Genomic DNA, 23,305 nt, shown 5'->3' with positions numbered 1-23,305 from the left:
CGTGCCGAAGTCACGTATCCGCAAGAAGGCCGACTACACGCCGCCGCCGTCCAAGCAGGCCACGAACATCAAGCTGAACAGCCGCGGCTGGGTGGCTCCGGTCATGCTGGCCATGTTCCTCATCGGGCTGGCCTGGATCGTCGTCTTCTATGTGACCGACGGTTCACTGCCGATCGACTCGCTCGGCAACTGGAACATCGTGGTCGGCTTCGGCTTCATCGCCGCGGGATTCGGCGTCTCGACCCAGTGGAAGTAGCGGTCTCCGACTGCTGGACGTAGCTCTCCCCAGAGCTATCCACGGAGTTATCCACAGGTGTTTTCCACAGTGGGGAAAAAGAACGACGATCTGTGGATAACTCACTGGGCGTTGACGCCGGTACGACAGACCTACCGGCATCCGCAAGCGTGTTCGCCCCCTGCCTGACCTGCTGAAACGCAGGTGAGCGACAGGGGGCACACCTGTTCCCGCACCCTATGCACAAGATCCGCCACGGTCTGTGGACAACAGTGCTGTAACGGTGCCGGCGGAGCGCCGGACCGGTGACGGTCCGACATCACCTCAGGTCAGCTGGGCGGTCCTGAGCAACGTCAGGACGACCACGGCGGCCAGTACCACGGCGCACACGCCGTACTGGATCAGCGCCCTCCGCTCACGCGGCGCGTGCACCATCGCATAGCCGATCAGGACACCGCCGACGAGGCCGCCGACGTGGGCCTCCCAGGCGATGCCGGACCAGCCGAAGGTGATCACCAGGTTGATGACCAACAGGATGATGACCGGCCGCATGTCGTACTTCAGCCGACGCATGAGGACGGCCGTCGCGCCGAAAAGACCGAAGATCGCACCGGATGCGCCGAGCGATGCCTGATTGGGCTCGGCGAGGAGATAGGTCAGCGCGCTGCCCGCGAGCCCCGAGACGAAGTAGAGCGTCAGATAGCGGGCGCGGCCAAGGGCGGCTTCCAGCGGGCCGCCGATCCACCACAGGCTGAGCATGTTGAACGCGATGTGCATCACGCTGCCGTGCAGGAACATCGACGTCACCAACCGGTACCACTGTCCCTCGGCGACGCCCTGGAGGGACGAGCCCAGCTCCGGGACCCAGGCCCGTCCGATGAGGTCGAACCGGTCGGTGAAGGCGTCACCCGCGGACATCTGCACCAGGTAGAGCAACAGGTTCGCGGCGACCAGGATCTTGGTGAGGAGCCGGGGGTCGGCGGTGACCGTGCCGCCGGCGAGGGTGCGCGGGGCGGAGGCGGAGGGCGCGTGGCCCGTGCCGGAGCCGCCGCGGACGCATTCGGGGCACTGGAAGCCGACGGAGGCGCTCACCATGCACTCGGGGCAGATGGGGCGCTCGCAACGGGTGCAGCGGATCCCCGTCTCGCGGTCCGGGTGCCGATAGCAGGTGGGCAGGGACCGCGCGTCCTGCGAGCCGCTCGGCACCTGGTCCATCGGGTCCCCTTCGTCTCCTGTGTGGAACGCATCGCCCCGCCCATCCTTACGGATGAGCGGGGCGATTGGTTCCCTTCGGACCTTGTGGAACCTTTCGGATCCGGTCCGCGGGGTGAACCCTGCGTGGCTCGGCCCGGTGAAAGCCGACGGGCTGGGCTCAGCCCTGGCGGGTCTCGACGACGACCGACTCGATGACGACGTCGTTGACCGGACGGTCGGTGCGCGGGTTGGTCTGGGCACCGGCGATGGCGTCCACGATCTTCTGGCTGGCCGAGTCGACGACCTCACCGAAGATGGTGTGCTTGCGGGTCAGCCACGCCGTCGGGGAGACGGTGATGAAGAACTGCGACCCGTTGGTGCCCGGCCCCGCGTTGGCCATGGCCAGCAGGTAGGGCTTGTCGAAGGCGAGGTCCGGGTGGAACTCGTCCGCGAACTGGTAGCCGGGACCACCGGTGCCGTTGCCCAGCGGGTCACCGCCCTGGATCATGAATCCACTGATCACCCGGTGGAAGACCGTGCCGTCGTAGAGCTTGTCCGTGGACTTCTGGCCGGTGGCCGGGTTGGTCCACTCACGCTCGCCCTGGGCGAGCTCGACGAAGTTACGGACCGTCTTGGGCGCGTGGTTCGGCAGCAGCCGCACCTCGATGTCGCCATGGTTGGTCTTCAGGGTGGCGTACAGCTGCTCTGCCACGATCTGCCTTCCGTTGTCCTTTGTGACTCCCCCGATCCTCGCACGGACGACGCCGTCCGTCCCCCGACGCCCACGCTCTTGTGCGGCGAGGGCGCGGAAAACCGGTCGAGTACCCCCGGTACCGGCGCGCTTCGCGCCGATCCGTGGCATTGTCGGCACTGTCGTGGACAAGTTCCCGTTGTCCCTTATTCATCCTCTATTGCACATGACCGGTTCAGAGCGGCTCTTGCTCGATGATCAGCCGGAGTCGGTGCCCATGACCCGGATGCCCGCCCGCACATGCCCCGGAGCGCTCCGAGAGGCATGATCCCCAAAAGGGTGGAAAGTCGAATGACGTACGCCACCGAGGAGGAGGATCCCGTGACCCGCATCGACAGCGTGCGCGCCGCGACCGGCTCGGCGAAGGACAGCGTGCTGCACGCCGCGGAAGTGGTGGCGCCCTACGCCGACACGGCCAAGGACAAGGCCTCGCACTACGCGCAAGAGGCACGCGTACGACTCGCGCCGAAGGTGTCGCTGGCCGCGGAGCAGGCACGCGTCCAGTACGGCGCCCATGTCGTCCCGCGCCTGGAGCAGGCCCGCACGCATGTGCCCCCGAAGGTCGACCACGCGGCCCATGAAGCCGCCGTCCGCACCCGCAAGGCGGCTCGCCAGGCCGCCGACTACTCCCGTCCACGTATCGAACAGGCCGTGGCCGCCGCCGGCCCCGTCCGTGAGGAGGCCGCCGCCCGCAGTGTCGCGGCGCTGGCCGCACTGCGCGGACAGGTCTCGCCCCAGCAGATCCAGCGGCTGGTCCGCAGGCAGCAGCGCCGCGCGAGGCTCGGTCGCGCCGTCAAGGGCATGGCCGTGGTGGGCCTTCTGGCGGGCGGCGCCTTCGCCGCCTGGAAGTGGTGGGACAAGCAGGCCAACCCCGACTGGCTGGTCGAGCCCCCCGCCGCCACCGAGGTCTCCGACCCTGGTCGTCTGTCCTCGGTCGACGGCAGCGGCCAGTCCGCCCTCGACCCCGAGGTCCAGGCCAAGCAGGCCGAGGACGAGGCCGCCGACCGCGACAACCGCCGCTGACCACCGGTCTCTTCTTTCGAGACCGCCGCCATCCAGGGCGCCTTGTCTCCGGGCTCGGTCTTGCCCGGGAGCGCGTTCGGCGGGACATCTTTCAACAGCCCGGTGGGGCAGAAGACTTGGAGGTCTTCTGCCCCACCGGGCTGTTTCACGTGAAACAGCGTGACCTTCCGGGCTACGGGCAGACGGCATCCGGAATGTATTGGTCCGATTGCAAAGGGTGACGCGCACATTCCGCCGGCTGCCCTTGTGACCCAGAGCACCGGTTTCGCATCTGCGCACGCCGACACGTGCCACCGGCCGTCGCCCCGTTCCAGCGGCCCTCTTGCCCTGAAGTGCACAGATAGCGATCGCGACGGGCCCCGCCCGAAGCCCTACCGGCGCCTGCAGCTCCGGAGGCAATAAAAAAGACCGGGCCGGATGTCCTACGACATCCGGCCCGGTCAATCCGCTGTGGAGCCTAGGGGAGTCGAACCCCTGACATCTGCCATGCAAAGACAGCGCTCTACCAACTGAGCTAAGGCCCCGGAAGGGAAGCACCCACCCGGAACAACCGACCACCGGGAGGCTTCGCAGACCAGAGTACCGGGTCACCCCCGGGATCTCGCAAAAAGATTGGGGGTCCCCGTGAACGACCACTCTCCGTAAGATGCTCGTCGTGGTTCGCTACAGCGAACCACGGTATTTGGGGAAGCGATGGGGAGACGCAATGGACGCCGCACAGCAGGAAGCGACCGCAAGAGCCCGGGAGCTGCAGCGGAACTGGTACGGAGAGCCGTTGGGGGCGCTCTTCCGTAGGCTCATCGAGGACCTGGGGCTCAACCAGGCCCGTCTCGCGGGGGTGCTGGGCCTGTCCGCACCGATGCTGTCGCAGCTGATGAGCGGTCAGCGTGCCAAGATCGGCAACCCGGCGGTGGTGCAGCGGGTGCAGCTGCTGCAGGACCTGGCGGGCCAGGTCGCGGACGGCAGCGTGAGCGCCGCCGAGGCGACCGAGCGCATGGACGAGATCAAGAAGTCACAGGGGGGATCGGTGCTCAGCAACACCACGCAGTCGACGACGAGTTCGGGGGCACCCACGGTCAAGCGGGTCGTCCGCGAGATCCAGTCGCTGCTCCGCTCGGTGGCGGCCGCGGGCGACATCATCGAGGCGGCGGACACCCTCGCCCCGACCCACCCGGAACTGGCAGAGTTCCTCCGGGTGTACGGCGCGGGCCGGACCTCGGACGCGGTGGCGCACTACCAGTCCCACCAGAACTGAGCCCAAGGCCCGGTCCCCGAAAGGGGGTTCGGCGGCCGGGCCCAGCCAGAACGGGGGAACGAGGGGTCTGTAGGCCCCTCGTGAGCCACGCAGACGTGGACGTAGGCTCCAGGCAGAGAAGCCAGGAAGCAACCACCGGAAAACAGCGGCAGGGGGACGGAAGCGGGAAGCAAGCTCTGCAGGAAGCCGGGCACGTGCGAGCCGGCTTCGCGGAGGGCGGCGCGAGCGTCGCGCCCTCCGCCGACGGGCAGCCAGGGGGGAGCCGAAGGGGGAACGACGCACAGCCATGGGTGAGGTCTTCGCCGGCCGGTACGAACTGGTCGACCCGATCGGGCGCGGGGGAGTCGGCGCGGTCTGGCGCACCTGGGACCACCGCCGCCGCCGTTATGTGGCCGCCAAGGTCCTGCAACAGCGTGACGCGCACGCCCTGCTGCGCTTCGTCCGCGAACAGGCCGTGCGGATCGACCATCCCCATGTGCTCGCCCCCGCCAGTTGGGCCGCCGACGACGACAAGGTCCTGTTCACCATGGACCTGGTGGCCGGAGGCTCCCTGGTCAACCTCGTCAACGACTATGGTCCCCTTCCTCCCGCCTATGTCTGCGGTCTGCTCGACCAATTGCTGTCCGGCCTCGCCGCCGTGCACGCCGAGGGTGTCATCCACCGGGACATCAAGCCCGCGAACGTCCTGCTGGAGGCCACCGGCACTGCCCGGCCCCGCCTGCGTCTGTCCGACTTCGGTATCGCCATGCGCCTGGGCGAACCCCGCCTGACCGAGACCAACTACGTGGTCGGCACGCCGGGTTACTTCGCTCCCGAGCAGATGCTGGGCGCCGACCCCGACTTCCCGGCCGACCTCTTCGCGGTGGGCCTCGTCGCCCTGTACCTCCTGGAAGGCGCCAAACCCGACGCCAAGGCCCTCATCGAGCACTTCGCCGCGCACGGCACACCGAACGCCCCACGAGGCATCCCCGAGCCGCTGTGGCAGGTCATCGCCACGCTCCTCCAGCCCGACCCCCACTCCCGCTTCCGCACCGCGACAGGCGCCCGCAAGGCCCTCGCCGCGGCCACCGAACTCCTTCCCGAGCCGGGGCCCGACGACGAGGTGGTGGAGGTCTTCGACCAACTCGGCCCCCTCCCCAAGGGGTTCGCCGCCGAAGGGCCCCTGCAGAGGGCATCGGGTCTGGACAAGACGGGCACGAGCCCCTCCGGCACGTCCTCGCCGACCACCGGCTCGGCAGCAGAGGCTCCTTCCAACTCACCGGGCCAGCAGCCGCCTTCCACACCACCGGTTCCCGCCGCTCCGTGGACGCCGGTGTCCCCTGCATCCGCGCCACCGTCCTCCCCCTTCCCCTCCCCCTCCCTATCCCCGTCTCCGCACGCGCCTTCGTCCTCGTCGTCGACCCCGCAGCCGTACACAGGGGGCGGCTCCCCCTCCGGCGCAGAGGCGACGCCACCACCGCCGCACAATCCGCCGGCCTACAGCCCGCCACCTCAGGACCCGCCGTCGAAGCCCGGCATCGCAGGCGGCGCCGCGCTGCCCTCATCGCCCACCGACTCCGTGGCCCCTCCCTCTCATACGGGCTCCGTATCGCCACCGCCCATGCCCACCACCGCCCCACCACAGACCGGCACCACCAGCTCTGGCACAGTCCCAAGCACGGGTACCGGCACCGGCACCAGTACCGGGCAGTGGCCCCAGGCCTCCGACGCCTCGCCCTCGGCCTCCTCGACGGCTTCGGCATCTTCGGCGGCTTCGACGATCAGCGGCCGCATATCCCCCGAATCTCCCCCCGAGGCCGTACCACCGCGGCCCGACCGGGACCCCGTACCGCCTCGGCCGTCCACGATGTCGGACACCGGCAGCTTCCATCTGCCGCCGCCCCAGGTACTCGCCGCCCACGCACCACCGCGACAGGCTGAGCAGCACACCCCCGGTCCTGGCCACCCACACCACCAACCCGAGCAGCAGGCCACTCCCCCCGCCGCGACGCCCCTCCAAGGCGCCCCGGCGCAGCACCACGAACCCGCGCATGTGCCCTCCCCCCAAGCGCACCCACCGCTGGGCCTCTCCCCGGCCCCGACCACGGCGGTGCAGCAGCACGCTTACGCCTCTACTGGTTCATACACCGCTCGGCCCGCTCAGGTTCCACGTCGATCGAGGGCCCTGCCCCGACGCCGTCCGGGCCCGCCTACCAAGGTGGTCGTCCCGGTCCTGCTGGTCGCGCTGGCCTGCTTCGCTGTGGGCTTCTGGGCGCTGGGCCAGCTCTGATCCTGCTCGGCGGGACCTCCGATGCCCCTGCGCCCGCTCCTGGGCCGTCCATGCCTGCGTCGGCCGGGCCCTTCTGCCCCTCCGCCCACCCGTCGGCGCCCAGTCATCACAACCCGCCCGAGCCCGTCCCAGCCTCACCGCACCACGCCCCAGCGTCCCCCGGCCCCTACCGCCCGCGGGACGCCCCATGACGCCCTCGCGGAGCCGTGCCCGCCTTCGGCCGCTCCGCCTCCACGCCGGCCGAAGCCCGGCTGCGCGCCACGAGCGTCCACACCAGGAGCCCGAGGACCAGCAGACTTCCCGTACCGATGCCGCCCGCCGCGACGGCCGTCATGGCGAGACGCCGGTCCCCTGAGCCGGACGAATCCCCTGAGCCGGACGAAACCCCGGAGTCCTCCCCGCCAGAATTCCCCGCGTCCTCTCCGCCGCCACTGCCCGCGCCGTCCAGCGTGTCCCCCGTGGCCCCGCTCTCCGCGACCTCCTGGTCCTCCGCGGTGACTTCGAAGACCCCACGCGGCTCGGAGGTGCCCAGATACCCCGGCCCGGCTCCGGCCTCGCCCTCCAGCCGCACCCGCAGGGTCAGCCCGACAGGCTCCTCGCCGTACCGTTCGGCGACCGACGTACCAAGATGCAGCACCAGGTAGTACCAGCCGGCGAACCGCATCCCGCTCACTTCGTCGTCGAGGGAGAAACGGTTCTCGTACGCGACGGGCGGGAGCGGGTCCAGGGGAGCGGACCGCTGTTCGCCCCCGTAGTTGGTGGTCCTGTCGTCCACGAAGCCGCGTGCGGGGTTGTAGAGCGACATGACGAACGCGTTCCCCACGTACCCGTCGCCGCCGCTCGTGCTGCCCAGCTCGGCGGTGGCATGCAGTTGCTGTCCCCAGCCGACGGGCACCTTGTAGAAGAGGGTCTCCCCGGCTCGTATCCCGGCCTTGTCCTGCCAGACGCCCTGCGCGACGGGGCTCGCCGTGGCGAAGCCGCTGCCGCCGCGCCGAGCCTCGGGGTCGCCGGAGAGGCTCTCGGGCGATGCGGAGTTCCAGCTCTCGGGCGCGGTCGTCGCCCCGCCCTTCGGGACAGCGGGTTCCGACACGACGCCGAGTTCCAGCCCCCACTCCTGCGCCGAGCCGTCCGCCGAGGGCGAGCCCGACACCGCGCCGGACGCCGTGCCCGTCCCCGTGCCGGTTCCCGTGCTCGTCCCCGTCCCCGTGCCGGTCCCCGCGGCCGAGCCGACCCGTTCGACGACGACGTAATACGGCCCGGCCCCTTGGCACATGTACTCGTCGCTGCCGATCTCACGCGAGGCCCAGGCAGTGATGGGGTGCGCGCTGCGGGTCGGGCCGAAGCGGGCGGTCTCGTAGGAGCAGCGATGTGCGTCGGCGTCCTGCAGGGACACCCTGACGCCGTCCGAGGACGCGACCGTCGCCCCTGCTCCGGGCACGGCCGTCGCCGAGACGTACGCGTCGGCTGCGGCGCCGAGATCGACACGGTAGTAGAGCTTGCCGCCCGGCTTGATGGAGCTCCGGTAGGTCTTGCCCGCCGCCAGCCGCACGGCTCCCGTGCTGCTCGTGGCGCCCTCGACCTCCCGGGCGCCCTCGGCGTAGGAGTACGGAGCCGGCTCGTCGGCCGCCACGGCGACCGCGGCTGGCGCCACCGTCGCGCACAGGGCCGCTCCCACGGCTGTCGCGGTTCGCCACCAGACCGTGCGCCGCCCCATCAAGCGCCACCCCTCGTCGTAGACCCGAAGCCGCGGCTCCGAGGCCGAAGCCCGAAAGCCCGGAAGAAACCCGGACAGTCGATGCCCGGAAACGCGCCCAGCAGTCCGCGTCCAGCGGTCGCGATCTCTCGGCAGCGTCCGAGATGCCACGGCCCTGAACGCGCCCATCCTGCCGGGCCGTGGACGCCGATGCCCGGGTTCCAGGGGAGGAGCGGCCGAAAACGACCTCTACGGAGACCGTTGCTCCGCCGCCGCGTGCGCATCATTCACCAAAGCGAATCCAGATGTGGAGAAATGCGCAGATATGCCCTGAACAACCTGAACAAGAGGAGGGGGCGGGCCCCTGCGACACAAAACCCCGGCCGCGATCGCGGCCGGGGTCTGCTCTGAGACTGATGTCGATGTTCACGAACCCGTGGGCACGGAGTCAGTCGCCTCCGTCCACAGATCCTGCTCGGCGCGATCCGCCTGGATCTGGCGGTACACGAGGAGCCCGCCGATGGCGGCCAGTGCGACCAGGAGAAGCTTCTTCACCGCGCGACCTCGTCTTTCCTTGACGTAGGGGACCTCTGGCGCCCGACTATACACACCGACCGATACCGATCGGTGACCTACGTCGGCCGCTCAACTCCCGCCGGGAAGGCCGCAGTAGAACCGGACGCCACTGTTCCGATCGCAGGCTCATCACACAGGTCCCTCACATCTCGCACACCTCGACGAGCCCCGCGAGTGCCACTCCGACCCCCGCCCGGCCCCACCTGGCCCAGCCGTGCCCTCCTATGGCTTCTGCGGCCCCCTGCGGGGCCTTCTGGAACCCTCCGACCCCCATGCGCCCATCCGTGTGGTGTTCATCTGAAGATCCACGCGCCGTGGGCGTCGGTCCACGATTTCGGAGCCCACATACACATCATGAGGAAAGTACGCAAATCGCCCAACCCGAAAGTGAGGGGCCATGGCCCAGAACAAGGTCATGAAGCTGTGGACCGCCATCGTCACCGCCTTCCTCGCGCTGTGCACGGCGCTCGGACTCGTCACGACCACGGCATCGGCCGCGGTACCGCGGACCGAGACCACCCGCAACTGCGCGGCCCCCACGACGGCTCACGCGGCGTCTTTGCCGGCCCGGCCCCACGACCGGGCCCTGCCCCCCACGATGAAGCAACGCATCCGCGCCGAGGCCCATGGCTCCTCGCCCTCCTGCCGTCACCGCACGGCCCTGGACACGGCGATGTCGCGGATCGACGTCCTGGAGCCCTCTCTGCCGCAAGCCGAGCGACCCGTCGCACCTCTCCAGCGCTGATACGGGCCAGGCAGCAACCCGCAACCCGCACAGCCAGCGGCGATCTTGCGTACACGCCCTGCGGAACAGCGGCACAGAACGACGAGAGCCCCCGGCCCGAAACGGCCGGGGGCTCTCGCATGCGTACTCGGATGCATCCCTCTCGGCCATCGCCATGAACGACGAAGACCCCCAACCACTACGGGTTGAGGGTCTTCATGCTGGTGGGGCTAACAGGATTTGAACCTGTGGCCTCATCCTTATCAGGGATGCGCTCTAACCAACTGAGCTATAGCCCCGCCGCGCTCTGCGGTGTGTGTCCCGCGCGCTGACTCCTGAAGATTAGCGCACGACGTGGGGAGTCCCAAAATCGATACCCGGAGGGGGTCCGTGACGCGGTGGGCACGACATCGGGGACGGCGTTCGACGCCGTCCCCGTGGTCCGTCCCCGTGGTCGTCCCCGGTATTTCCTACGCGGTCGCCGTGCTCACTCGTCCTCGGCGAGCGTCAGCTCGATACCGCCGACGAAGCCCGCGGACAGGTTGTAGATGAAGGCGCCGAGCGTGGCGAGAGCGGTCGCGAGAACGACGTCGATGACCGCGATGACCGTGGTGAAGATCAGCACATTGGGCAGCGACAGGAACGCCTGCAGATCGAATCCGTTGGACTCGTTCGAGCCGGTGGCCTCGGAGATGGTGGCGCCGACCGTGGAGAAGACGCCCATCGCGTTCATGACCATCCACAGCACCGCGGCCGCGACGACCGTGCAGATGCCGAGCGCGATGGAGAGCAGGAAGCTGACCTTCATCACGGACCACGGGTCGGCCTTGGCCACCCTCAGCCGTGCCTTGCGCGTGCGAGGCGTCGTGCGGGCTCCCGTACGCGGCTTGCGGGACGAAGCCTCCGGAGCCGCCGGGTAGGCCTGCGGCGGGTGGTACGGGCCGGACTGCTGCTGCGCCTGTCGCTCACCGGGCAGCGCGGAGCCGCCGGCCTGGGGCGTGGCCTGAGCCGGGGGCTGAGGCTGCGCCGGGGCCTGACGGCCGGGTCCGCCCGGAGCCGCGGCCGGACTGCCCGCCGCGGGCTGCTTGGCCTGCGGACCACGGGTGTCCGTCACGGTTCCCCCCTGCGATCCAGGCTTCTCGGACGAAGGCGCGGCCGAATCGGTCGCACTCGGCTTGATCGCCTTCAGTTGGGTCGTGTGCGTGTCCGCCGCACGCGCGGCGGAGCCACGGCCGCCGCCGTCCGCCTCCGACCCGGTCGAAGTGCCGGCCGAAGTACCGGACGATCCGGCGCCCGTGGCTCCGCTCACGCTGACTCACTCCTCGTGCTACTCGGACGAGGGCGCCTCACCCTCGTCCGTACCGGTCGTCGCGGCAGCCTCGGCGGTCTCGTCCACGGCTACGTCGCCGTCGACCTCCTCCGCCTCCCGCCCCGCCTCGGCGTTACGAGCGATGCCGACGACGGCATCGCGCTTGCCCAGGTTGATCAGTTGGACGCCCATGGTGTCACGGCCGGTTTCCCTGATCTCGTTGACTCGCGTACGAATCACACCGCCCGACAACGTGATGGCGAGGATCTCGTCGGTCTCCTCGACCACCAGCGCGCCGACGAGCGAACCGCGGTCCTCGACGATCTTGGCGGCCTTGATACCGAGGCCGCCGCGACCCTGGACGCGGTACTCGTCGACGCCGGTCCGCTTCGCGTACCCGCCGTCTGTGGCAGTGAACACGAACGTACCGGGTCGAACAACATTCATCGAGAGCAGCTCGTCGCCCTCGCGGAAACTCATGCCCTTGACACCCGAGGTGGCACGGCCCATGGGCCGCAGTGCCTCGTCCGTCGCGGTGAAGCGGATCGACTGTGCCTTCTTGCTGATCAGAAGGATGTCATCCTCTGCCGATACGAGTTCGGCTCCGATCAGTTCGTCATCGGAACCGTCCTCCTTCTCACGGAGGTTGATCGCGATGACGCCGCCGGAACGGGGCGAATCGTAATCCTTCAGAGGCGTCTTCTTCACAAGACCGCCCTTGGTGGCGAGCACCAGATAGGGCGTCGCCTCGTAGTCGCGGATGGCGAGGATCTCGGCGATCGCCTCGTCCGGCTGGAAGGCCAGCAGGTTGGCGACGTGCTGTCCACGCGCGTCACGTCCGGCGTCCGGCAGTTCATATGCCTTGGCCCGGTACACACGGCCCTTGTTGGTGAAGAACAGCAGCCAGTGGTGGGTCGTGGACACGAAGAAGTGGTCGACGATGTCGTCTTCCTTGAGCTTCGTGCCGCGTACGCCCTTGCCGCCCCGCTTCTGCGCGCGGTAGTCGACCGTCTTGGTCCGCTTGACGTAGCCGCCGCGGGAGACGGTGACGACGATGTCCTCCTCGGCGATGAGGTCCTCGATGGACATGTCACCGTCGTAGGGCACCAGCATCGTCTTGCGGTCGTCGCCGAACTTCTCGACGATCGCGGCGAGTTCCGCGCTGACGATGCCGCGCTGGCGGACCGGGGAGGCGAGAATCTCGTTGTACTCGCGGATCTTGGCCTGAAGTTCGTCGTGCTCCTGGATGATCTTCTGGCGCTCCAGGGCGGCGAGGCGCCGCAGCTGCATCTCGAGGATGGCGTTGGCCTGGATCTCGTCGATCTCCAGGAGGTCCATCAGGCCCGTACGCGCGATGTCGACGGTGTCGCTGCGCCGGATCAGCGCGATGACCTCGTCGATGGCGTCCAGGGCCTTCAGCAGGCCGCGCAGGATGTGCGCCCGCTCCTCGGCCTTGCGCAGCCGGAACTTCGTCCGGCGGACGATGACCTCGATCTGGTGCGTCACCCAGTGGCGGATGAACGCGTCCAGGGAGAGCGTGCGCGGCACGCCGTCGACCAGGGCCAGCATGTTGGCGCCGAAGTTGGTCTGCAGGTCGGTGTGCTTGTACAGGTTGTTCAGCACGACCTTGGCGACCGCGTCGCGCTTCAGGACGATGACCAGGCGCTGGCCCGTACGGGACGAGGTCTCGTCGCGGACGTCGGCGATGCCGCCGATCTTGCCGTCCTTGACGAGGTCGGCGATCTTCTGCGCGAGGTTGTCCGGGTTGGTCTGGTAAGGCAGTTCCGTGACCACCAGGCACTGGCGGTTCTGGATCTCCTCGACCTCGACGACCGCGCGCATCGTGATGGAGCCACGGCCCGTGCGGTAGGCCTCCTCGATGCCCTTGCGGCCGACCACCAGGGCGCCGGTCGGGAAGTCGGGGCCCTTGATGCGCTCGATCAGCGCGTCCAGGAGGTCCTCGTGGGAGGCCTCGGGGTTCTCCAGGTACCACTGGGCGCCGGCGGCGACCTCGCGGAGGTTGTGCGGCGGGATGTTGGTGGCCATGCCGACCGCGATGCCCGCCGAGCCGTTGATCAGCAGGTTCGGGAAGCGGGCCGGCAGGACGGTCGGCTCCTGGGAGCGGCCGTCGTAGTTGTCCGTGAAGTCGACGGTGTCCTCGTCGATGTCACGGACCATCTCCATCGACAGCGGCGCCATCTTGCACTCGGTGTAGCGCATGGCCGCCGCCGGGTCGTTGCCCGGAGAGCCGAAGTTGCCGTTGGAGTCCACCAGCGGCATCCGCATCGACCACGGCTGCGCGAGGCGGACCAGCGCGTCGTAGATCGAGGAGTCGCCGTGCGGGTGGTAGTTGCCCATGACGTCGCCGACGACGCGGGCGCACTTGTAGAAGCCCTTCTCGGGCCGGTAGCCGCCGTCGTACATGGCGTACAGGACACGGCGGTGGACGGGCTTGAGGCCGTCTCGTACGTCGGGCAGCGCGCGGGACACGATGACAGACATCGCGTAGTCCAGGTACGAGCGCTGCATCTCCGTCTCGAGCCCGACGGGCTCGATGCGCACGGTCGTCTCGCCGTCTTCGTCAGGCGTCACGGGGCCAGAAGAAAGATTGGGGGTCTCGTCGGCCATTGCTGGTGGGAATCCTTCCTGGTGCGGTCAGCTGAGACCGACTCAGATGTCGAGGAAACGAACGTCCTTGGCGTTGCGCTGGATGAACTGGCGCCGGGCCTCGACGTCCTCGCCCATGAGGACCGAGAACAGTTCGTCGGCCTGGGCCGCGTCGTCCAGCGTGACCTGGCCGAGGACCCGGTGGTCGACGTCCATGGTCGTGATGCGCAGTTCCTCGGCGTTCATCTCGCCGAGACCCTTGAAGCGCTGGATCGAGTCCTCCCTGACGCGCTTGCCGTTCTGCCGGCCCAGCTCGATCAGGGCGTCACGCTCACGGTCCGAGTAGGCGTACTCGAAGTCCTCCCGGCCCCACTTGATCTTGTAGAGCGGGGGACGCGACAGGAACACGTGTCCGGCCTCGACCAGCGGGCGCATGAAGCGGAACAGGAAGGTCAGCAGCAGGGTGTTGATGTGCTGGCCGTCGACGTCGGCGTCCGCCATCAGGATGATCTTGTGATAGCGGAGCTTGGAGATGTCGAAGTCCTCGTGCACACCCGTGCCGAAGGCGGAGATCAGCGCCTGGATCTCCTGGTTCTGCAGGATCTTGTCGATCCGCGCCTTCTCGACGTTGAGGATCTTGCCGCGGATCGGGAGGATCGCCTGGTACTGCGGGTTGCGGCCGGACTTGGCCGAACCACCGGCGGAGTCGCCCTCGACGATGAAGATCTCGCACTTGGTGGGATCGTTCGACTGGCAGTCGCTCAGCTTGCCCGGCAGGGAAGCCGTCTCCAGGAGGCCCTTGCGACGGGTCAGGTCACGCGCCTTGCGGGCCGCCACGCGCGCGGTGGCCGCCTGGATGGACTTGCGGATGATGTCCGCGGCCTCGACCGGGTTGCGGTCCAGCCAGTCCGTCAGGTGCTCGTGCACGACCTTCTGCACGAAGGTCTTCGCCTCCGTGTTGCCCAGCTTGGTCTTGGTCTGGCCCTCGAACTGCGGCTCGCTCAGCTTGATCGAGATGATCGCCGTCAGACCCTCGCGGATGTCGTCGCCCGTGAGGTTGTCGTCCTTCTCCCTCAGCAGCTTCTTGTCGCGCGCGTAGCGGTTGATCAGACCGGTCATCGCGGCCCGGAAGCCCTCTTCGTGCGTTCCGCCCTCGTGCGTGTGGATGATGTTGGCGAAGGAGTAGACGCCCTCGCTGTAACCGCTGTTCCACTGCATCGCGACCTCGACGGACAGGAGCTTGTCCTTGTCCTCCGCCTCGAAGTCGATGACGGACGGGTGCACCACGTCCCCCTTGCGGGAGTTGAGGTGCTTCACGAAGTCGACGATGCCGCCCTCGTAGTGGTACGAGACGGTCTTGACCTCGTGCTTCTCGTCCTCGCCGGCCTCGTCCGCCCCGGCGGTGGCCTTCGCGGACTCGCGCTCGTCAGTGAGTTTGATCGTCAAACCCTTGTTGAGGAACGCCATCTCCTGGAAGCGCCGCGAGAGCGTCTCGAAGGAGTAGTACGTGGTCTCGAAGATGTCCGGGTCGGCCCAGAAGGTCACCGAGGTGCCGTGCTCGTCCGTGGCCTCGTGCTGGACGAGCGGAGCGGTCGGTACGCCCAGCTTGTAGTCCTGCGTCCAGCGATGGCCGTCGGTCTTGATCTCTACGGAGACCTTGGTCGACAGGGCGTTCACGACGGAGACACCCACGCCGTGCAGACCACCGGAGACCGCGTAGCCGCCGCCGCCGAACTTTCCGCCCGCGTGCAGGACCGTCAGCACGACCTCGACGGCGGGCTTGCCCTCGGAGGGGACGATGCCGACCGGGATGCCACGGCCGTTGTCGACGACCCTTACGCCGCCGTCGGCGAGGATCGTCACGTCGATGGTGTCCGCGTGCCCGGCCAGGGCCTCGTCCACGGAGTTGTCGACGACCTCCTGCACGAGGTGGTGCAGGCCACGCTCACCGGTCGAGCCGATGTACATGCCGGGCCGCTTGCGGACCGCGTCCAGCCCTTCGAGGACGGTGATGGCGCTGGCGTCGTACGAGGCTGTGACCTCGCCGTTGGCGCCGGCGTCGGTGGACGGGATGTTCTCGTTGGGGTTGCCGGAATCGGCCACGAAGCGCCCTTTCTGGCACAGCACAAGCCAGGCTCCCGGCGGGTTTGCCGGAGCGGCTGCGGCATGTTGCGGTGGAAGCCTTTGTCTGCGTTGAACAGTGTTTCCGAAGCGGTCCCCACGGATGGGGCGGGATTAGCTTCCAGTCTACCGGTAGCGCCGACAGTGATGGGGGTTTGCCGGTACCTGAGTCCGCATGTGCCGCCCTGAACCGGTCTCTCCCGACTCCCCATATGCGGAGCGGGGCTCCAAGAGGCTCACAGCGGCACTCAGCGCTTCCGGGTGTCAACCCTTTGCTACTCCCGGGTCAGGTCGATGTTCGCAACCGCACGCGACCGTGCGCGCCGGAGCACACGACTCTTCGCCGGCCCGCGAAGAACCGTCGTTCAGGGAATCCAGGGCGCGCGGAAATGTGACTACGGTCACCCGTAGGTATCGCCGGGACCGGTGCTTCCGGGAGCGCGGAGGGGCCCGTAGCGGCGGGCGGAGCCGCCGGGGCCGTGGACCTTCAGCAGCCGTACGGTGCCGTGCCCGAGATCCTCGTTGAGCCGGGCGACCAGCTGCGGGGCCAGCAGCCGCACGTTCGTCGCCCAGGCCGTCGAGTCGCACCGCACATGCAGGACCCGCTCGTCCTCGTCGTACCGCTCCGGTACGCACCTTCGGGCCAGGTCGTCGCCGACGATCTGCGGCCAGCGGCCCATCACCCCGCCGACGGCGGCAGGCGTCTCCCAGCCCCGCTCGGTGATCAGACGGTTGATCGCGGGGCCGAGCGGCATCGGGTCGCGGCCGTCGGCACGCGCGCCGGAGCGCAGCCCGCCGCCCCGCCGGGCCTGCTTCTGCTGCTGGGTGGCTTCGCCACGCGCGCGTGCGGCCTCCTTCGCGGCGCGCAGCGCCACGCGCGCGAGGTCCACGCCGGAGGGCTCGGGAGGCTTCGGGGCTCCCTCGGTTCCGCTCATACGCGCTCCACCGTCCCGTCGGACACGGAGTACCGCGTCCCTGTCAGTACGTCCGGTACGTCGTCGTCGACCGCGGCGGTCACCAGGACCTGCTCGCCCGGCGCGACCAGCTCCGCCAGGCGCTCCCGCCGGCGGGAGTCCAGCTCGGCGAAGACGTCGTCGAGGACCAGCACCGGTTCGTTTCCCTCGGTCCGCAGCAGGTCGTACGAGGCGAGCCGCAGGGCGAGGGCGTACGACCAGGACTCGCCGTGGGAGGCGTAGCCCTTGGCGGGCAGCTGACCGAGTTTGAGAACCAGATCGTCCCGGTGCGGCCCCACCAAGGTGACGCCCCGCTCGATCTCCTGCTTGCGGCTCTCGGCGAGGGCGGCCATCAGCTGCTCGTACAGCTCCTCGCGCGTGTGGGCGACGATGCCGGGCGAGGAAGGTTTGTATTCCAGACTCACGGGCCCGCCGCCGGGTGCCAGCTGCTCGTAGGCCTTGTCGGCGAGCGGCTGGATGGTGGCGACCAGGTCCAGGCGCTGCGCGAGCAGTTCGGCGCCCACGCGCGCGAGATGTTGGTCCCACACGTCGAGCGTGGACAGGTCCATGGTGCGGCCGCCGTGTCGGCGGGCCAGCGCGGCCGTCTTCAGGAGCGTGTTGCGCTGCTTGAGGACCCGCTCGTAGTCGGAGCGCACGCCCGCCATGCGCGGGGCGCGCGCGGTGATCAGCTCGTCGAGGAAGCGCCGTCGCTCACCGGGATCGCCCTTGACCAGCGCGAGGTCCTCGGGCGCGAACAGCACCGTCCGGACGATGCCGAGCACATCACGTGGTCTGACCTGCGACGACCTGTTGATGCGCGCCCGGTTCGCCTTGCCGGGGTTCAGCTCCAGCTCGACCAGTTGCTGCCGCTCGCCCTGCCGCACCTGTGCCCGGATCACCGCGCGGTCGGCGCCCATGCGGACCAGGGGCGCGTCCGACGACACCCGGTGGCTGCCGAGGGTGGCGAGATAGCCGACCGCCTCGACCAGGTTCGTCTTGCCCTGCCCGTTGGGGCCGACGAACGCGGTGACGCCCGGGTCGAGCGGGACCTCGACCCGGGCGTAGGAGCGGAAGTCGGCGAGCGACAGGTGCGTGACGTGCATGGTCGGGTGCCGACCTCCCCCAGGGTTGTGGACCACCGTGCGGTCCTGTGGACGACTTCTCGTCGACCGTAGTGTGTGCGTGGTCGTCTTCTGTGGTGTGGGTTACTTCTTCTCGACCGCGTGCCCGCCGAACTGGTTCCGCAGCGCCGCGATCATCTTCATCTGCGGAGAGTCCTCCTGCCGCGACGCGAACCGCGCGAAGAGCGAGGCGGTGATCGCGGGCAGCGGTACCGCGTGGTCGATGGCGGCCTCCACGGTCCACCGGCCCTCGCCTGAGTCCTGGGCGAAACCCTTCAGCGCGTCCAGGTGCTCGTCCGCGTCGAGGGCGTTCACCGCGAGGTCGAGCAGCCAGGAGCGGATGACCGTGCCGTCCTGCCAGGAACGGAAGACCTCGCGGACATCCGTCACCGAGTCGGCCTTCTCCAACAGCTCCCAGCCCTCGGCGTACGCCTGCATCATGGCGTACTCGATGCCGTTGTGGACCATCTTCGCGAAGTGCCCGGCGCCGACCTTGCCGGCGTGCACCGCGCCGAGGTCGCCCTCGGGCTTCAGCGCGTCGAAGACCGGCCGTACCTTGGCGACGTTCTCCGCGTCGCCGCCGTACATCAGCGCATAGCCGTTCTCCAGGCCCCAGACGCCGCCGGAGACACCGCAGTCGACGAAGCCGATGCCCTTCGCCGCCAGCTCCTCGGCGTGCTTCTCGTCGTCCGTCCAGCGGGAGTTGCCGCCGTCCACGACGACGTCACCGGGCTCCAGCAGTTCGGCCAGCTCGTCGACGGTCGACTGGGTGGCGGCACCGGCCGGAACCATCACCCACACGACCCGCGGGCCCTTGAGCTTGCCCACAAGCTCTTCGAGGCTGTGGACATCGGCGAGTTCCGGGTTCCGGTCGTATCCGACGACGGTGTGGCCCGCGCGGCGTATCCGCTCGCGCATGTTGCCGCCCATCTTGCCGAGGCCGACGAGACCGAGCTCCATCAGTTGTTCCTTAGGTTGTGACGTGGCATGAGGGCACCTGACCTGCGTACCCACGCACGAGCCTAAACCCGGACGCTCACGCACACCTGTGGGCATACCCGCTCATAAGTACGCCCCGACCTGCGGCTTCGCGCCGGGCCCGGTGATCCACCGGGCTCGGCGGCGCTGTGGACGACCTCCGGCGGCTGGGCCCCGCGGCGTCCGGCCGGTCAGCCGCTGAGCCGCACCGGCATGATCAGGTACTTGTAGGCCTCGTCCGCCTCGGCGTCGACGGCCGGCTTGCCGCTGAGCAGCGCGGGCTTGGTGGACGTCGTGAACGACAGCTGCGCGACCGGGGAGTCGATCGCGCTCAGGCCGTCCAGCAGGAACGTCGGGTTGAAGGCGATCGAGATGTCGTCGCCCTCCAGCTGGGCGTCGACCCTCTCCACAGCCTGTGCGTCGTCGCTGGAACCGGCCTCCAGGATCAGCACGCCCTGCTCGAAGCTCAGCCGCACCGGGGTGTTCCGCTCGGCGACCAGGGCCACACGCTTGACGGCCTCCACGAAGGGGGCGGTCTCGATGACGGCCACGCTGTTGAACTCCGTCGGGAACAGCGTGCGGTACTTCGGGAGGTCGCCCTCCAGCAGCCGCGTGGTCGTACGACGGCCCGCGCCCTCGAAACCGATCAGGCCCTCGCCGGAACCCGAGCCGGAGAGCGCCAGGATGACGCTGTCGCCGCTCGTGAGCGCCTTGGCGGTGTCCAGGAGCGTCTTGGCGGGCACCAGGGCCACGGCGGACGCCTCGGGGTTCTCCGGCTTCCACAGGAACTCGCGGACCGCGAAGCGGTAGCGGTCGGTGGAGGCCAGCGTGACCGTGTCGCCCTCGATCTCGATGCGCACACCGGTGAGCACGGGCAGCGTGTCGTCGCGCCCTGCGGCGATGGCGACCTGGGCGGCGGCCGAGGCGAAGACCTCACCGGGGACGGTGCCCGTGGCGTTCGGCATCTGCGGCAGCGACGGGTACTCCTCCACAGGCAGGGTGTGGAGGGTGAAGCGCGAGGAGCCGCAGACCACGGTCGCCCGTACACCGTCTGTGGAGATCTCCACCGGGCGGTTGGGAAGCGCGCGGCAGATGTCGGCGAGGAGCCGGCCGGAGACGAGCACCGTGCCCTCCTCGTCGACCTCCGCCTCCACCGACACCCGTGCAGAGACCTCGTAGTCGAAGCTGGAGAGGCTCAGCTGGCCTTCCTCGGCCTTCAGAAGGAGGCCGGCGAGGACAGGCGCCGGCGGACGGGCCGGGAGGCTGCGCGCCGCCCAGGCCACGGCCTCCGCGAGTACGTCGCGTTCCACCCGGATCTTCACTGTTGCCGCCTCCTGCTGTTGCCGGCGCTTCTCGCCCTGCCTGGCTTCGTCGTCTGTCTCGGTGTCGCTGGTCCCTGTGAGGGGAAGGACGCCGGGGAACAGTCTGACGCACACCACTGACACTCGGAGCCTCTCGGGGTCAAGTCGTGACGAGGCGCGGTCAGGCAGCCCAGAGCGAGTTGTGCACAGGACCCACTTCGAAACGGATTCCCAGCTCTCTCTAGTTGGGAGTAGTAGTAGGGCCTGTGGAAACCGTGGATAACCCCGTTTTCGCAGCTCAGGCGGCAAATTTTGTCCACCGGGCCTGTGGGCGGAGGCGGTGGACAACCGGGGGTCTCTGTGGAGAACGGAAAGTTCTGCACACACCGTGCACAGCCCCGGGGCACTTCTCCCCAACGGCGTCCCCAGGTTTACCCGCCTTTCCCACAGCCCAACCAGGCAACGTCGTGTGACGCCTTTCACTCGACACGGTGAGAAGGCGCGTTGGCTTGCCGAACAGTGGACAGGCATGTGGAGAAGCCGACGGTCACTGGGGACAACCGGCCTCAGCCTGTGGGGTGTCGGTGGACAACTCCGTCCACAGTCTGTGGATCACCGTTTTGTCCACAGCCTGTGGAGATCTTTTGTCCACGGATCCACAGGGGGATGACCTGGATCGATGATCTCTCGGCAGTCTGCCCTGTGGACACGATCTGCATAACTTCCCGGTCCCCAGGGTGTGGACGGGAAAAAGTCCCCGAATCTGTGGAGGGAGGCCGTAACGCGCCAGGTATTCGAACACCTGATGACGGCGCGACTACGGGCGAAGCCTCCGCGAGCGACCGGCGAAGCCTCTCCGGACGACGGACGAGGCCTCTCCGGACGACGGACGAGGCCGTCCGGGAACGCCGAAGGCGCCCTCGGGAACTCGTCCCGGGGCGCCTTCGGCGATGTACGACGGCCCTGTGTCAGCCGTTCTTGATGCGGTTCGTCAGCTCCGTCACCTGGTTGTAGATGGAGCGCCGCTCGGCCATCAGCGCGCGGATCTTGCGGTCGGCGTGCATCACGGTGGTGTGGTCACGGTTGCCGAACTGCGCACCGATCTTGGGCAGCGACAGATCGGTCAGCTCACGGCACAGGTACATGGCGATCTGCCGGGCGGTCACCAGGGCGCGGCCGCGCGAGGTGCCGCACAGGTCCTCGACCGTGAGCCCGAAGTAGTCCGCCGTGGCGCCCATGATCGCGGTGGCGGTGATCTCCGGCGACGCGTTCTCGCCGCCCGGGATCAGGTCCTTGAGCACGATCTCGGTCAGCCCGAGGTCCACCGGCTGGCGGTTGAGCGACGCGAACGCCGTCACCCGGATCAGCGCCCCCTCCAGCTCGCGGATGTTGCGCGAGATGCGGGATGCGATGAACTCCAGTACCTCCGGCGGGGCGTTGAGCTGCTCCTGCACCGCCTTCTTGCGGAGGATCGCGATACGCGTCTCCAGCTCGGGCGGCTGGACGTCGGTGATCAGCCCCCACTCGAAACGGTTCCGCAGCCGGTCCTCCAGGGTCACCAGCTGCTTCGGCGGCCGGTCGCTGGAGAGCACGATCTGCTTGTTCGCGTTGTGGAGCGTATTGAAGGTGTGGAAGAACTCCTCCTGCGTCGACTCCTTGTCCGCCAGGAACTGGATGTCGTCCACGAGCAGGATGTCCATCTCGCGGTACCGCTTGCGGAAGCTGTCGCCCTTGCCGTCGCGGATGGAGTTGATGAACTCGTTGGTGAACTCCTCCGAGCTCACGTACCGCACCCGCGTGCCCGGGTAGAGGCTGCGCGCGTAGTGCCCGATCGCGTGCAGCAGGTGCGTCTTGCCGAGTCCCGACTCCCCATAGATGAAGAGGGGGTTGTACGCCTTCGCCGGCGCCTCGGCGACGGCCACCGCGGCCGCGTGCGCGAAACGGTTCGAGGCGCCGATGACGAAGGTGTCGAAGAGGTACTTCGGGTTCAGGCGGGCCGTCGGCTCACCGGGACCGGGCGCCGGCGCGGGCTGCGCCGCCAGCGGGCCCGGCGCGCTGCTCGCCGGGCCGCCCCGGTGCACGTGCCCCGAGCCCGGCGGCGGCTCGGGGAGCTCACGCCGGTCCGGCCGCGCGTAGTCGGAGTCGGCACCCGGCCGGTCGTAGTCGCCGCGGGGCTGGTCGTAGTCGGCGCGCGGGGAGTCGTACTCGGAGCGCTGCTGGTCGTACGGCGGCCGGTCCATCGGCTGCGCGCGGTAGTCCGACGACGGCGAGGCGTACGGATCCCGCTCGGGGAAGCCGAGCCGCTGCTGCTGCCAGCCGTAGTCGTCCTGCGACGGTCGCGGCCAGGCGCCCGGCTCCGGCCGCTGGTACTCGGACGGATAGGCGGGGCGCGCGGTCGGTAGCTGGTCGGAGCGGCCGGGGGGCAGCTGCTCGGAGCGCGGGGGCGGCAACTGGTCGCCGGGCCCGCCGCCCATCGGCTCGCCACGTCCCGGACCCCGGTCGTCGGCCCGGTGACGGCCGTACCCGTCGTAGGGGCCGCGGGACTGGCCGTCGTATCCGTTCTGGTTCTCGTACGTGTTCTGGTTCTCGTACCCGCCACGCCCGTCGCGCCCCGGGCCGTCGTACGTGTCCCTGCCGTCGTAGCCGTCGCGCTTCTGGGCCGGGACAGAGGGAAGCTCGGGCTCGTCGAAGCGGTGCTGGACCGGCGGGGGCGGGGGCTCGCCGACGGAACTGTCGACGGTGATCGCGATACGGATCGGGCGCCCGCACTCCCGGCTGAGGGTCTCGCTGACGATCGGCGCGAGCCGGCCCTCGAGCACGCCTTTGGCGAACTCGTTGGGAACGGCGAGAAGAGCCGTGTCCGCGACCAGGGCCAGGGGCTGACAGCGCTTGATCCAGCGCTCGTCCTTCACCTCCACGCCCTGACCGTGGCCCTCACCGAGGAGTTTCTCCAGTACTCGTGGCCACACTGCGGCAAGATCGGCAGGTACGTCAGCCACAGGGCACGCTCTCTCACAGGTCCCACGAACGTGTGGTTCTGGGACAGGTCGGTTTGAAACTCGGGTGGGGCACGCGGGACGAGGTGCTGGTGGGTGGGTCGGGGCCCAGCAGCCAAAGGAAAGGGAACGAAACGGAGTTCCGTCACGGTAGTCACGGCGACGGGTGCGGTTCAAGTTGTTGTCCCCAGCCTGTGGA

17 protein-coding genes and 2 tRNA genes are annotated in these 23,305 nt (G+C 68.9%); 5 read left to right on the top strand and 14 right to left on the bottom strand.

The features are described from left to right. The first annotated feature begins 1 nt into the window (after nucleotide 1). Nucleotides 2-256: a cell division protein CrgA gene (gene crgA, locus ACZ7MG_RS11185; protein ID WP_045558527.1), complete on the top strand. Its 255-nt coding sequence runs from the start codon at nucleotides 2-4 to the stop codon at nucleotides 254-256. A gap of 303 nt (nucleotides 257-559) precedes the next feature. Here crgA and ACZ7MG_RS11180 read toward each other — a convergent pair whose 3' ends face one another. Together ACZ7MG_RS11180 and ACZ7MG_RS11175 are read right to left on the bottom strand one after the other, a co-directional pair. Beyond that, nucleotides 560-1,450, bottom strand: coding sequence for a rhomboid family intramembrane serine protease (locus ACZ7MG_RS11180; protein ID WP_471382501.1), 891 nt, complete (start codon nucleotides 1,448-1,450; stop codon nucleotides 560-562). 157 nt (nucleotides 1,451-1,607) lie between these two features. Further along, a complete protein-coding gene (locus ACZ7MG_RS11175; RefSeq protein WP_471382502.1) occupies nucleotides 1,608-2,141 on the bottom strand; it encodes a peptidylprolyl isomerase in 534 nt (177 codons plus the stop codon). A gap of 360 nt (nucleotides 2,142-2,501) precedes the next feature. Between ACZ7MG_RS11175 and ACZ7MG_RS11170 the strand changes: the two genes are divergently transcribed. Continuing rightward, the gene (locus ACZ7MG_RS11170) at nucleotides 2,502-3,203 is read left to right on the top strand and encodes a DUF5324 family protein (RefSeq protein ID WP_471382967.1); all 702 of its coding nucleotides are present in this window, start codon (nucleotides 2,502-2,504) and stop codon (nucleotides 3,201-3,203) included. A 451-nt stretch (nucleotides 3,204-3,654) separates the two neighbouring features. On the opposite strand, the gene ACZ7MG_RS11165 is transcribed toward ACZ7MG_RS11170, so the two are convergent. Further along, nucleotides 3,655-3,727: transfer RNA gene (locus ACZ7MG_RS11165), tRNA-Ala, on the bottom strand. A gap of 182 nt (nucleotides 3,728-3,909) precedes the next feature. On the opposite strand from ACZ7MG_RS11165, the gene ACZ7MG_RS11160 reads away from it, so the two are divergent. Together ACZ7MG_RS11160 and ACZ7MG_RS11155 are read left to right on the top strand one after the other, a co-directional pair. Continuing rightward, nucleotides 3,910-4,458, top strand: coding sequence for a helix-turn-helix domain-containing protein (locus ACZ7MG_RS11160; protein WP_033530590.1), 549 nt, complete (start codon nucleotides 3,910-3,912; stop codon nucleotides 4,456-4,458). A gap of 286 nt (nucleotides 4,459-4,744) precedes the next feature. Beyond that, nucleotides 4,745-6,727, top strand: coding sequence for a serine/threonine-protein kinase (locus tag ACZ7MG_RS11155; RefSeq protein WP_471382504.1), 1,983 nt, complete (start codon nucleotides 4,745-4,747; stop codon nucleotides 6,725-6,727). A 166-nt stretch (nucleotides 6,728-6,893) separates the two neighbouring features. Here ACZ7MG_RS11155 and ACZ7MG_RS11150 read toward each other — a convergent pair whose 3' ends face one another. Beyond that, complete coding sequence (locus ACZ7MG_RS11150) at nucleotides 6,894-8,441, bottom strand: hypothetical protein (RefSeq protein WP_471382506.1); 1,548 nt, start codon at nucleotides 8,439-8,441, stop codon at nucleotides 6,894-6,896. Nucleotides 8,442-8,846: 405 nt separating this feature from the next. Continuing rightward, complete coding sequence (locus ACZ7MG_RS11145; RefSeq protein ID WP_003999697.1) at nucleotides 8,847-8,975, bottom strand: DLW-39 family protein; 129 nt, start codon at nucleotides 8,973-8,975, stop codon at nucleotides 8,847-8,849. Nucleotides 8,976-9,393: 418 nt separating this feature from the next. On the opposite strand from ACZ7MG_RS11145, the gene ACZ7MG_RS11140 reads away from it, so the two are divergent. Next, nucleotides 9,394-9,741, top strand: a complete 348-nt coding sequence (locus ACZ7MG_RS11140) for a DUF6344 domain-containing protein (RefSeq protein WP_471382508.1) — start codon at nucleotides 9,394-9,396, stop codon at nucleotides 9,739-9,741. 201 nt (nucleotides 9,742-9,942) lie between these two features. Here ACZ7MG_RS11140 and ACZ7MG_RS11135 read toward each other — a convergent pair. The 9 genes from ACZ7MG_RS11135 to dnaA form a co-directional block, all read right to left on the bottom strand. After that, nucleotides 9,943-10,019 (bottom strand) — tRNA-Ile (locus ACZ7MG_RS11135). A gap of 188 nt (nucleotides 10,020-10,207) precedes the next feature. Further along, nucleotides 10,208-11,029, bottom strand: coding sequence for a DUF3566 domain-containing protein (locus tag ACZ7MG_RS11130; protein WP_471382509.1), 822 nt, complete (start codon nucleotides 11,027-11,029; stop codon nucleotides 10,208-10,210). A gap of 18 nt (nucleotides 11,030-11,047) precedes the next feature. Next, entirely contained in the window at nucleotides 11,048-13,657 is a 2,610-nt protein-coding gene (gene gyrA, locus ACZ7MG_RS11125; protein ID WP_471382510.1) for a DNA gyrase subunit A, read from the bottom strand. Nucleotides 13,658-13,699: 42 nt separating this feature from the next. Then, the gene (gene gyrB, locus ACZ7MG_RS11120; RefSeq protein ID WP_471382512.1) at nucleotides 13,700-15,763 is read right to left on the bottom strand and encodes a DNA topoisomerase (ATP-hydrolyzing) subunit B; all 2,064 of its coding nucleotides are present in this window, start codon (nucleotides 15,761-15,763) and stop codon (nucleotides 13,700-13,702) included. A gap of 395 nt (nucleotides 15,764-16,158) precedes the next feature. Further along, nucleotides 16,159-16,692, bottom strand: a complete 534-nt coding sequence (locus tag ACZ7MG_RS11115; RefSeq protein ID WP_471382514.1) for a DciA family protein — start codon at nucleotides 16,690-16,692, stop codon at nucleotides 16,159-16,161. Next, entirely contained in the window at nucleotides 16,689-17,813 is a 1,125-nt protein-coding gene (gene recF, locus ACZ7MG_RS11110) for a DNA replication/repair protein RecF (protein ID WP_471382516.1), read from the bottom strand. The genes ACZ7MG_RS11115 and recF overlap by 4 nt, the downstream gene beginning before the upstream one ends. A gap of 102 nt (nucleotides 17,814-17,915) precedes the next feature. Beyond that, nucleotides 17,916-18,791 carry a phosphogluconate dehydrogenase (NAD(+)-dependent, decarboxylating) gene (gene gnd, locus ACZ7MG_RS11105; protein ID WP_471382517.1) on the bottom strand — a complete coding sequence of 292 codons (876 nt, stop codon included), beginning with the start codon at nucleotides 18,789-18,791 and terminating at the stop codon, nucleotides 17,916-17,918. A gap of 209 nt (nucleotides 18,792-19,000) precedes the next feature. After that, nucleotides 19,001-20,131: a DNA polymerase III subunit beta gene (gene dnaN, locus ACZ7MG_RS11100; RefSeq protein WP_037689673.1), complete on the bottom strand. Its 1,131-nt coding sequence runs from the start codon at nucleotides 20,129-20,131 to the stop codon at nucleotides 19,001-19,003. Nucleotides 20,132-21,078: 947 nt separating this feature from the next. Beyond that, on the bottom strand, nucleotides 21,079-23,109 hold the full coding sequence (dnaA, locus tag ACZ7MG_RS11095) for a chromosomal replication initiator protein DnaA (protein ID WP_471382518.1): 2,031 nt from the start codon (nucleotides 23,107-23,109) through the stop codon (nucleotides 21,079-21,081). Between the last annotated feature and the right edge of the window lie 196 nt (nucleotides 23,110-23,305).

The organism is Streptomyces sp. NPDC107538 (genome assembly GCF_055657445.1).
The sequence above is the reverse complement of the archived record's forward strand: the minus strand, read 5'-3'. Positions and strand labels throughout refer to the sequence as shown.